We start from the raw sequence: 11,639 nt of genomic DNA, 5'->3' as shown, positions 1-11,639 counted from the left end.
CAAGATGAAAAAAAATATTTTATTAATCGTTCTTTTACTCATAACAAGTATAACCGTTGCACAAAGAAATCAACGTATCGCTTATATTGATATGGAGTACATTCTTCAAAGTATCCCTGCATACTTAGAAGCACAAAACTCCTTAGATGCCAAAGTTGAAAAATGGAAAACTAAATTAGACAAAGAAGCTCGTGCTATTGAAGTTTTAAAAACAGATTTGACTAACGAAAAAGCCATTTTGACTAAGGATTTAATCGAAGAACGTGAAGAAGATATTAGTATAAAACAAGAATCTTTACGAAGGTTAGAGTCTTTATATTTTGGACCAAATGGTGATATGTATAACTTAAGAAAGCGATTAGTAAAACCTGTACAAGACCAAGTATACAACGCTGTACAAACAATTGCATCTAGAAAAAAGTACGATTTTGTTTTCGACAAATCTGGCGATTTAGTTATGCTATATTCAAACAAAAAACACGATATTAGCGACCTTGTTGTACAAATGATTAATATCGACCAAAGAAGACAAGCTAAAAAAGATAAAATTGAAGCTAAAAAGTCATTACTTAAAAACGATAATTTAAGTGATGAACAAAAAGAAAAAATAGCTAAAAGAACTGAATTAAAAAAGAAAAAGGAAGCTGATAGGCTTGCTAAGATTAAGCAAATTGAAGAAAAAAGAAAACAGCGTTTAAAAGAAAGAGCTGATAAAAGAAAGCTTTTACAAGAAAAAAGAAAAGCCTTAATAAAAGCTCAAGAAGAGGCTAGAAAGAAAAAAGGAGAAGAAACAAAAGAGAACAAATAAATCAAGAATAAAATAGATTAATTAAATTAAACAAAGATGAAACATTTAAAAACGTTATTATTAGTTGCAATTTTTACGATTGGATTAGGTGGTGTGGCAAATGCACAAAAAACTGCACATATTAACACTGATAAATTATTAGCTGAAATGCCTGCTACAAAAGCTATGAAATCAGAATTAGAAAAACTGAACAAAACATACCGTGACGACATTGAGACAATGTATAAAAAGCTAGAGGCTAAAATGAAAAAATATGAAGCTGAAGGTAAAAGTCAAACACAAGAAGTAAATCAAAAAAGAGCTATTGAAGTTCAACAAGAAAGACAAAGAATAGCTCAAGCTGAACAAGCTGCTGGTAAAGATATGCAGAAAAAATATCAAGAAAAAACTATTCCTATTTTAAAGAAAGCTGAAGATGCTATTAAAGCCGTTGCTGCTGAAAAAGGAATTATCTATGTTTTTGATGCTGCTCCAGGTAAAGGTTTAATCGTTTATGACAAAGGAGAAAATATTTACGATGCAGTAAGAGCTAAATTAGGGTTCTAAAAAAGAATACATATATTTTATAAAATCCTGCTGTTTAAACAGCAGGATTTTTATTTTTGTTATAACGTATGAAAACTATTGCACAACAACCTATTGGTATATTTGATTCTGGTATTGGTGGTACTTCTATTTGGAAAGAAATTCATCAACTATTACCAAAAGAAAATACTATTTATTTATCTGATAGTAAGAATGCCCCATATGGTCAAAAACCAACACAAGAAATAGTTGATTTATCAATTAAAAACACAGAGTTTTTAATTAATAATGGAGCTAAAGTCATTGTTGTTGCTTGTAATACAGCTACTACTAACGCTATTCAATATTTAAGACGTAACTATAATATTTCTTTTATTGGAATAGAGCCAGCTATTAAACCAGCATCATTAAATACCAAAACAGGCACAATTGGCATACTTGCAACAAAGGGTACTTTAAATAGTATTTTGTTTGAAAAAACTACTTCTAGCTTAAACGATGAAATCAACATCATAGAACAAGTTGGAGAAGGTTTAGTTGAACTAATAGAAAATGGTAAGATTCACTCCGAAGAAATGACTTTTTTATTAAAAAAGTATATAAAACCTATGCTTGAACAAAAGTGTGATTATATTGTTTTAGGATGCACACATTACCCTTACCTACTCCCTCAAATACAAAAAATAACTGGAGACAAAATAAAAATCATAGATTCTGGTGAAGCTGTTGCTAAACAAGTTAAAAGTATTTTATTACAACAAAACCTTCTTAATTCTAATAATCATGAGCTGACTGATAATACATTTTATATCAATAAAGATACAAGTGTTTTAGAAACTATGCTTAAAGACTATGAAAACAGTAAAATTAGCTTCTTAGATTTTTAATACGTAAAACTACCATTTATATTAGGACAAGCAGCAGCTCTTCTTTTTCTACAAAACAAGTTTACTCCTAAAGATAATTGATGAAACCCTCCATTTGAAAAAACTACATCACCCGTTTGTTGTGTATAAGTATACGCAAACATCCATTTTTTATAATTAACCCCTACTATAGGCGTTATATATTGAGAATCTCCAAAAACATTTCCTCCAAAACTTCTTCTATAAGATAACGCCGCCCATAATTGAGTTTCATTTAATGTCTTGTAGACTTTAAAGTTTATATCTGCTATTTTTTCTTCAGTTTGTTCTTTATATTGAAACATGAAGGATGGTTCAAACTGTAGTTTTTCTTTATCTCCAAAAAAATACCCTCCTCCTAAAATATAATTTCTAAGATTATACGATTCAAAATCGGGGTTTAAATTGTTTTTTGCTGATAAAAAGATGTTTTTCACTGTAAAATAAGACGATAATCCATTTTTATGATATGCCATACCAAAATCAGCATTAAAATAAAAATCACTTTCTATAACTTGGCTAACAGTAGGATCATTCACAAAATTTCGTTGGTCTCTTTCATTCTGAACCACAGAAAAAGACAATCCAAAAGATAATTGATTAAAAAGATTTTCATTCCCCATATCAATGTGATATGCATAGGTACCTTGAACACCTTTTTGAGAATGATACCCATTTTTATCATTAAAAAGAATTACTCCTAATCCTGTATTAGAATACTCTCCTAATTTTGTATGAAAACTCGCCGTTTGTAAAGCTGGAGCATTATCCACCCCAAGCCATTGTTGGCGTGCTGTTAATCGTATTTTTCCACAATCGCCTATACCTGCAGCAGCTGGATGTAATAAATATACATTGTCTGACAGATAATCAGCATAAATTGGTAATGTTTCTTGTGCAGATAGTTTAGTAATGATTGATAATACTAAAAATAATAAATACGTAATTCTTTCCCCCATTAAGTTTAAGTAAATAAATAGCCCCTCCAAATATAATCAACAGTTTTTATATATTTTGAAAATATATATGTTTTCTTACTATAATACAACAAGCTAACTACTTAAAACCCGAATTTTTTCTATATTTTGATGGACTAATTGCTTTAATTTCTTTAAATTTTCGATTAAAATTAGATAGGTTATTAAAACCGCATTGGTAAGCTATCTCACTTATCGATAATGTATTTCCTGAGTTTAATAACTTACACGCATTTTCAATACGTAGTTCATTTAAAAAGGTAAAGTACGTCTTATTGGTTCGCTGTTTAAAATACCTACAAAAAGCATTAGGTGTCATGTTCGCTTTTTCTGCTATTTTATATAAATCTATACTCTTCTCAAAGTTATTCATTGTAAAATCCATTACATTACGCATCCTCTTTCCTTCGTTATCTGTATACCTCTTCGGATAAACAAAATTCGCCAGCTCAACTGTTTTTGAGTTTACTACTATTTTTAAAACTTGAAGTAGTCCGATAAAGCGATTAAGATTGTTTGATTTTTGTAAATCTAAAAATATTTCCATCACTTTATCTTTATTTTCAATGAGTTTAAATCCTGATGTTGATTTTTCAAAAAAAGGAATTAACTCTTTAAAATCATCCAGTAAAAAAAAGTCCTTTCCAAAAGAACCTCTTGTAAAAAATAATGAAATCATAAAAGACTTTTTAATAACAGAAGCGTCACTTTTAAAAACATGTGGTAGGTTACTTCCTATAACTAAAACATCTCCAGATGAATATTTATTAATAGTATCACCCACAACTAATGTTCCCTCACCTTTAACTATCACGCATAACTGTATTTCTTCATGCTGATGAAATTTATCATAGAAATATTGCTCTTTATCTTCCTGATAAATCAATCCGATATTTTGAGTTTTTGGTATTTTAAAAGGTAAAACTTTCATTGGTAAAACTACTATTCTATTTCAAAAATATGCAAATACTATTAACATATAACTACAAATACACAATAAAAGTTAATATAGTATTACTATATGATAATTTGAAGTTAAAGCTCACGCTCTCTTCCCTATAACTTTGCAATAAAAAATAGTATTACAATGAGTATAAATTGGAAAGGTGTAATGCCTGCAGTAACTACAAAGTTTACAAATGATGATGCTTTAGACTTAAACATGTTTGAAGTAAATATAAAAGCACAGCTTGATGCTGGCGTTCACGGAATAGTGTTAGGTGGTACTTTAGGTGAAGCCAGTACACTAAGTGATGAAGAAAAAAGAACATTGACAAAAACTACAGTCAATCTTGTGAACAATCAGGTCCCTGTATTAATGAATATAGCAGAACAAACCACTAAAGGAGCTATTGATGCAGCTCAAAAAGCTGAAGAAGACGGAGCTAAAGGATTAATGATGTTACCTCCTATGCGTTATAAATCTGGAGATAGAGAAACCGTTGAATACTTTAAAGCAGTAGCAAACAATACTTCACTTCCAATTATGGTCTATAATAATCCTGTTGATTATAAAATTGAGGTTACGCTAGACATGTTTAACGAATTATTAAAATGTGATAATATTGAAGCAGTAAAAGAATCTACTAGAGATATCTCTAACGTTACAAGAATTAAAAATCGTTTTGGTGACCGATTAAAAATAATGACTGGTGTTGATACGTTAGCTTTAGAAAGCTTATTAATGGGAGCTGATGGGTGGATTGCTGGTTTAGTTTGTGCTTTTCCTAAAGAAACAGTTGCTATTTACGAGTTACAAAAAGCAGGTCGCATACAAGAAGCTTTAGAGATTTACCGTTGGTTTTTACCGTTGTTAGAGTTAGATATAAACCCTAAATTAGTACAAAATATTAAACTAGCAGAAGTAGCTACAGGTATTGGTACTGAAAACGTACGAGCTCCTAGATTACCTTTAATTGGTGAAGAGCGTAAACATGTTTTAAACGTAATAGAAACTGGTTTAAAAAACAGACCAACGCTACCTGATTATAAATTGTTAGCTATTTAAAATTTCATCATTTACTCATTAATTTATTGAACATGATTACAGGAAAAAATTATATAGGAAGTCAATTAATCGCATCAGGAAATAAAACGTATAAAACATTCAACCCTGAATTAAATCAGGAAAATAAACACGTTTTTACTGAAGCAACTCAAGAAGAAATAAATAAAGCTGTCAATTTAGCTTCAAAAGCATTTAAAGAGTATAGAACAATTTCTGGCAAGAGAAAATCTGAATTTTTAAACGCTATTGCTGATGAAATTTTAGCCTTAGACGAGGAATTAATACAAACGTATTGTTCAGAATCTGGGTTACCAGAAGGACGTGCAAAAGGAGAACGAGGAAGAACAGTATTTCAATTGCGCTCTTTCGCCGATTTAGTTGAAGAGGGTTCATGGGTAGAAGCTACTATTGATACTGCTATTCCTGATAGAGAACCAAATCCAAAATCTGACCTACGTAAAATGAATATTCCATTAGGCCCTATAGTCGTTTTTGGTGCAAGTAATTTTCCTCTTGCCTATTCTACAGCAGGTGGAGATACTGCTGCTGCATTAGCCGCTGGCTGCCCTGTAATAGTAAAGTCGCATCCAATGCATGCAGGTACAGGTGAACTTATAGCTTCAGCAATTAGTAAAGCTGCTGAGAAAACAGGAATGCCTAATGGTGTTTTTTCTAACTTAAACTCCAGTGGTATTGAAGTAGGACAACAGTTAGTTGTGCATCCAAAGGTGAAGGCAGTTGGATTTACAGGAAGTATTCGTGGTGGTAGAGCTTTGTTAGACTTAGCTGCAAAACGTGAAGAACCAATTCCTGTATTTGCTGAAATGGGAAGTATTAATCCAGTAATTATGCTCCCTGAAGCATTAAAAAACAAAGCAGATAGTTTAGCTACTACTTATGCTGGCTCTATTACATTAGGTACAGGACAATTTTGTACAAATCCTGGTTTAATTCTAGGGTTAAAAGGAGAAAACTTAACAAGTTTCATCAATTCACTAGCACATAAAATTGTAGAAATCAATCCTACTTGTATGCTACATCCTAATATTGTTGGAGCTTATGAGAGTAATAAAACCAAAGCTATGAATCAAGAAGGATTAACGATAGCTGCCAATTATGAAAAAAAAATACTACCTAACTATGCTTCACAAATAATTACAACTGTTGAAGGAAAAACATTTTTAGAGAACCCAATCTTACATCAAGAAGTATTTGGACCATACTCTATAATTGTTCAATGTGAAAATGAAAAACAATTAGAAGAAGTCATTTCAAGTTTGGAAGGACAACTTACTGGAACAGTAATTTCTGATACTAATGAAGTCGCAAACTATCCAACTGTAATTGCTGCCTTACAAAACAGAGTTGGAAGAATTATTTTTAATGGAGTACCTACTGGAGTAGAAGTTTGTCTTTCTATGGTACATGGAGGTCCTTATCCTGCCTCAACAGATAGTCGATTTACAGCTGTAGGAACTAACTCCATTAAACGTTGGGTACGCCCTTTCAGTTATCAAGATTGGCCTAACAATATATTACCTGAAGAACTGAAAAATGAAAACCCTTTCTATATTTTACGTTCTGTTAACGGTACACTAACAAAAGAAGAAATAATATAACAAAATTTAATAATTTCTTTAGAAAATCTCTGAGTACAAAGTCTTACTTTTGGTGCATCTAAAGAAATTGAAATAAAGCCAGCTTCGTCTTTCCAAAATAGAAAAATTTGAAGGGTTTTTTCTACTACAGAATACAAGCTGGCCATTCAATTTAAGATGAAAAAAACTTTTTTTTGTGTTGATGCACATACTTGTGGAAACCCTGTTAGGGTAGTTACTGGTGGCGGTCCAAACTTAGTAGGTGCCAACATGAGTGAAAAACGTCAACACTTCCTAAAAGAATACGATTGGGTTCGAAAAGGGCTAATGTTTGAACCTCGTGGTCATGATATGATGAGTGGCTCTATCTTATTTCCGCCTCACAACCCTGAAAATGATTTTGCTATTTTATTTATTGAAACCTCTGGGTGTTTACCTATGTGTGGTCATGGAACTATTGGAACCATTACAATTGCTATTGAAGAAGGTTTAGTAACTCCTAAAGTTCCAGGAAAAATTAAAATGGAAGCACCAGCCGGATTGGTTGAAATTGAATACCAACAAACGGGCAAAAAAGTAGACTGGGTTCGGTTAACTAATGTAAAAAGTTATTTAGCTGCTGAAGGTTTAACAATAGACTCCCCTGAATTAGGAGAAATTACTTTTGATGTTGCTTATGGCGGAAATTATTATGCAATTGTAGATCCTCAAAAAAACTTTTCAGGAGTTCACGATTTTACTGCTTCTAAAATTATTCAATACTCACAAGTAGTTAGAAAACGAATCAATGAAAAATATCCTAATCAATTTATTCATCCAGAAAATGAAACTATTAGAGATGTAACTCATATGTTATGGACAGGTAACCCTATTGATCCTAGTTCCTCTGGAAGAAATGCCGTTTTTTATGGTGATAAAGCGATAGATAGAAGTCCATGTGGTACAGGAACCTCAGCTCGTTTAGCACAGTTATACGCTAAAGGAAAACTACAACTTGGAGAAGAATTTATTCATGAAAGTTTTATTGGGAGTAAGTTTATTGGTAGAGTAGAAAAAGAAACTACCTTAAATGGTAAGTTAGCTATTATTCCAAGTATACAGGGATGGGCAAAAGTATATGGGTACAACACTATTATTATTGATAATGAAGATGATCCTTATGCCCATGGCTTTCAAGTTATTTAATATTATATAATCAACAACATGCCATCTCGAGCATAATCGGGAGATTCTTTTATGAATAAAGAAATTATCATTATCGGTGGTGGAATTATAGGTTTAAGTTCCGCATATTACCTTCAAAAAGAAGGACACAAAGTAACTGTAATTGAAAAATCAAATTTTTCATCAGGAGCTTCATTTGCTAATGCAGGTATTATTACTCCTAGCCATATCGTTTCTTTGGCTGCTCCAGGAATGATTACAAAGGGATTAAAATTGATGCTCAGTTCTACCAGTCCATTATCTATTAAACCTCGTTTAGATTATGACTTCTTACAATGGGCTTGGTTTTTTAAAAAATCAGCAACACGTAAAAAAGTCGCTGCTTCTATTCCTGTTATTAAAGACATTAATTTGTTCAGCAGAGAACTATATGAAGAAATTAAAGCTTCAAAAGATTTTGACTTCCACTATCAACATAAAGGATTGATGATGTATTATAAAACTGATAAAATGGGGGAAGAAGAATGGAATGTTGGAAAACTTGGTATAAAAGAAGGATTAAAGGTTGAACATTTAACCCAAGAAGAAACTCAAAAATTAGAGCCTAATATTCAACTGAATATTAAAGGAGCTGTGTACTACCATTCTGATGCTCATATGACTCCTAGTGAATACATGAAACAATTGAAAATGTATTTAGAACAAAATAATGTTACTTTTTTATCTAATGAAGAAGTTACAAACTTTCACGTTTCTAACAGTAAAGTACAATATATAAATACAAAGAATAATACCATTACCGCAGATGAATTTATTTTAACAACAGGCTCTTGGACACAAAAGCTAGCTAAAAAATTAGGGATCAATATTCCTGTTCAGGCTGGTAAAGGTTATCGAATTAATGTAAAAAACAATACAGGTATTACTATTCCTGCTATTTTAACAGAGGCTAAAGTTGCAGTAACTCCAATGAATGGCTTTACACGTTTTGGAGGTATGATGGAAATTGCTGGTATCAATAACAAAATAAATAAGAAGAGAGTACATGCTATAGTTAATGCTAGTAATAGTTATTACAGCAATTTAAACATCAGTCAAAAAGAAATAGATAAGGTTGAGAGTGGTTTACGCCCATGCTCTCCTGATGGATTACCATACATTGGTAGAGTTTCAAAAATAAAAAATGTAACTATAGCTGCTGGACACGCTATGATGGGGTGGAGTTTAGGGCCTGCTACTGGAAAATTAGTGTCTGAAATTATTGCTAATAAAAAAACAAGCCTAGATATTACTCCTTTTAATGTTGAACGTTTTAACTAAATTAAAAACTCAAGAAACTAAAATAATAGCTCTTGAGTTTTTTTAAAACAAACAATAAAAAAACAGACTTTTAAATCTCTTTTACGTAAACTTTATCTATAAACTTAGAAATCAAAAGTCTAGCAACTCCCATATAACTAAGTCTAAATTTTACTTTATCTCCTACTTTATATTTTGTTTTTCCTGATTTACTTTTATTAAGCCCTACATCAATCACCATCATATCTGAAGTAATACCCACAAAAGAAATATCTTTATCTTCTACTTCAATATCGTCTTTATCAACATCTAATAATCCAAAATCTAAAATAGCTTTATAAGATGTTTCTTGTATATCACTTTCATCATATTCTGAGGTATGACCTATACTTGCTTCACTAATAATACCATCAGGCACTATTTTCTTCTTTTCTAACTCTATTACATTAGCATAAAACTCAAATGTTTCAGTATGTAGATTCTTAAATCGTTTGTTTTCTAGCGGGCTTACCCCAAAAAACGCTGCTTCTCCTATTCTAAAGTGGTTTATGTCTTTTGGAACAACTTTATTTTCTACCAATGGCAACGTAATTGATGTTCCGCCAGAAACATATTTTAAATCTTTATTGAATTTTACTGAAATGAGCTCTTTGTATAAAGATAACTGTAATAATTTATCATATGTAGGCTCTACGCCATACATACATCCTAAATTCGACCCTATACCTATTACTTCAATATTAGATAAGTTAAATACTTTTTCATAAAAACTTAAAATATCATCTCTTTTTACCCCTTCTCTTAGCTCACCCATTTCAATCATAATAATGATTTTATGAATTTTATTTTTCTTCTTAGCTGCTTCATTTAGTGACTCTATAGTAGATAAGGAACTATTCAAAGAAATATCTGCATACTCTACTACATCATCAGCATAGATATTTGCAGGAGGTTTGATATATATCGTTCGTAAATCTGGATTTACTTCTCTTAAGTTTCGTAAACTTGTTAACCTAGAGTCTCCTATCGAGTTAATTTTTTCTGTTACATCAGGTGTTAGAATTGCTTTTAAGAATGTTTTATCACCTGAAAATACTTTTGTTACCAAACTCCATTCAATATGATTTTTTTCAAAAAAGCTACTTAACTTTTTTATATTATCTTTTATTCTTTCAGAATATATAATTAATTCTGCCATAATTATTTTGTTATTATTCTTGGTAAATTTTCAGGAAGTCTTGTTAATAATTCATAATTAATGATTTGTATTGAATCGTTGAATGATGAAACTGTTAGTTCAACATCTCCTTGACTTCCTATTAATACAACTTCATCACCTTTTTCTATAATATCGGCATGTGTTATATCTACCGCCATCATATTCATGTTAATCGTTCCTACTATTTTATGTCTTTGTCCTCTTATTAAAACTTTTCCTTTATTACTTAAAGAGCGGCTATACCCTGAAGAATATCCCACAGGAATAATTGCTATCTTAGTTTCTTGGTTTGTAAAATACGATGTACCATAACCAATAAACTGACCTGCTTTTATGGTTTTAACATCCATTACTTCTGTTTTCCAAGATATAATTCTTTTTAGTGGATTTTCTACTATTTTTTCTTTGGTTAAATAGTGCACCAATATTTCTTTTGTAGGAAAAAACCCAAACTGTAAAATACCTACTCTTACCAAATCTAACCTTGTTGTTGGGTAGCGGATTGTAGCTGCTGAACTTGCTAAATGGTATGTTGGATTAAACAAATCAAGATCTTTTACTCTCTTTCTTACGTTTTTAAATTTTTTCTTTTGATCAGTTATTCTTTTATAGTTTGAAATGCTTTCTGCTCCTGCTAAATGAGAACAAATTCCTTTTACATCAACAAATTCTTTTTGTTTTTCAACATAATTAAGAATTTTTATAACTTCCTTAGGAACAAACCCTGTTCTATTCATTCCCGTTTCAATTTCTATATGAACTTTGGCTTTTCTTTTTACTTTTTTTGCCGCTTCAATTGCTTTTTCTAGTCTGTCTAGTTCAAAAACAAAAAACTCTATTTCATTTTCTATAGCCCATGGTAACTGACTGTTTTCAATCATTCCCATTATCATAATCGTTACATCTTCAAAAGGTAGTGTTTTTTTTACATCAAAAGCCTCATTTGCGTCAGAAACACTAAAATGTCTTACACCATACTTATATGCCAACATACAGTAGGTTTTTATTCCATGACCGTAAGCATTTCCTTTTACTACAGATGAAAAAACAGTAGTATCTCCTATTATTCCACGTATAAAGTTAATATTATTTTTTATTGCTGATTCAGATAATTCTAAATACGATGTATGCGTCAT

General features: G+C 31.1%; 11 protein-coding genes. 7 read left to right on the top strand and 4 right to left on the bottom strand.

The window, feature by feature from the left end:
- Window positions 1-4: 4 nt before the first annotated feature.
- From C7448_RS04105 to murI, 3 genes are all read left to right on the top strand, one after another.
- The gene (locus tag C7448_RS04105) at window positions 5-808 is read left to right on the top strand and encodes an OmpH family outer membrane protein (protein ID WP_115900058.1); all 804 of its coding nucleotides are present in this window, start codon (window positions 5-7) and stop codon (window positions 806-808) included.
- A gap of 36 nt (window positions 809-844) precedes the next feature.
- Window positions 845-1,354 carry an OmpH family outer membrane protein gene (locus C7448_RS04100; RefSeq protein ID WP_115900057.1) on the top strand — a complete coding sequence of 170 codons (510 nt, stop codon included), beginning with the start codon at window positions 845-847 and terminating at the stop codon, window positions 1,352-1,354.
- A 68-nt stretch (window positions 1,355-1,422) separates the two neighbouring features.
- A complete protein-coding gene (gene murI / locus C7448_RS04095) occupies window positions 1,423-2,220 on the top strand; it encodes a glutamate racemase (protein WP_115900056.1) in 798 nt (265 codons plus the stop codon).
- Here murI and C7448_RS04090 read toward each other — a convergent pair.
- Together C7448_RS04090 and C7448_RS04085 are read right to left on the bottom strand one after the other, a co-directional pair.
- On the bottom strand, window positions 2,217-3,197 hold the full coding sequence (locus tag C7448_RS04090; RefSeq protein ID WP_115900055.1) for a PorP/SprF family type IX secretion system membrane protein: 981 nt from the start codon (window positions 3,195-3,197) through the stop codon (window positions 2,217-2,219). The genes murI and C7448_RS04090 overlap by 4 nt on opposite strands.
- A 97-nt stretch (window positions 3,198-3,294) precedes the next feature.
- Complete coding sequence (locus C7448_RS04085) at window positions 3,295-4,146, bottom strand: AraC family transcriptional regulator (protein ID WP_115900054.1); 852 nt, start codon at window positions 4,144-4,146, stop codon at window positions 3,295-3,297.
- A 156-nt stretch (window positions 4,147-4,302) separates the two neighbouring features.
- On the opposite strand from C7448_RS04085, the gene C7448_RS04080 reads away from it, so the two are divergent.
- The 4 genes from C7448_RS04080 (at window position 4,303) to C7448_RS04060 (ending at window position 9,305) form a co-directional block, all read left to right on the top strand.
- Window positions 4,303-5,223 carry a dihydrodipicolinate synthase family protein gene (locus tag C7448_RS04080; protein WP_115900053.1) on the top strand — a complete coding sequence of 307 codons (921 nt, stop codon included), beginning with the start codon at window positions 4,303-4,305 and terminating at the stop codon, window positions 5,221-5,223.
- Between the two features lie 32 nt (window positions 5,224-5,255).
- Window positions 5,256-6,842, top strand: a complete 1,587-nt coding sequence (locus C7448_RS04075; RefSeq protein WP_115900052.1) for an aldehyde dehydrogenase (NADP(+)) — start codon at window positions 5,256-5,258, stop codon at window positions 6,840-6,842.
- 156 nt (window positions 6,843-6,998) lie between these two features.
- Window positions 6,999-8,006 carry a 4-hydroxyproline epimerase gene (locus tag C7448_RS04065; RefSeq protein ID WP_115900050.1) on the top strand — a complete coding sequence of 336 codons (1,008 nt, stop codon included), beginning with the start codon at window positions 6,999-7,001 and terminating at the stop codon, window positions 8,004-8,006.
- Between the two features lie 51 nt (window positions 8,007-8,057).
- Window positions 8,058-9,305 carry an NAD(P)/FAD-dependent oxidoreductase gene (locus tag C7448_RS04060; protein WP_115900049.1) on the top strand — a complete coding sequence of 416 codons (1,248 nt, stop codon included), beginning with the start codon at window positions 8,058-8,060 and terminating at the stop codon, window positions 9,303-9,305.
- A gap of 70 nt (window positions 9,306-9,375) precedes the next feature.
- Here C7448_RS04060 and C7448_RS04055 read toward each other — a convergent pair whose 3' ends face one another.
- Together C7448_RS04055 and alr are read right to left on the bottom strand one after the other, a co-directional pair.
- Complete coding sequence (locus tag C7448_RS04055) at window positions 9,376-10,482, bottom strand: alanine racemase (RefSeq protein ID WP_115900048.1); 1,107 nt, start codon at window positions 10,480-10,482, stop codon at window positions 9,376-9,378.
- 2 nt (window positions 10,483-10,484) lie between these two features.
- On the bottom strand, window positions 10,485-11,639 hold the full coding sequence (gene alr, locus C7448_RS04050) for an alanine racemase (protein ID WP_115900047.1): 1,155 nt from the start codon (window positions 11,637-11,639) through the stop codon (window positions 10,485-10,487).

This window comes from Tenacibaculum gallaicum (assembly GCF_003387615.1).
GTDB lineage: Bacteria > Bacteroidota > Bacteroidia > Flavobacteriales > Flavobacteriaceae > Polaribacter > Polaribacter gallaicus.
Note: the sequence above shows the minus strand (reverse complement) of the source record. Positions and strands in the feature narration are given on the sequence as shown.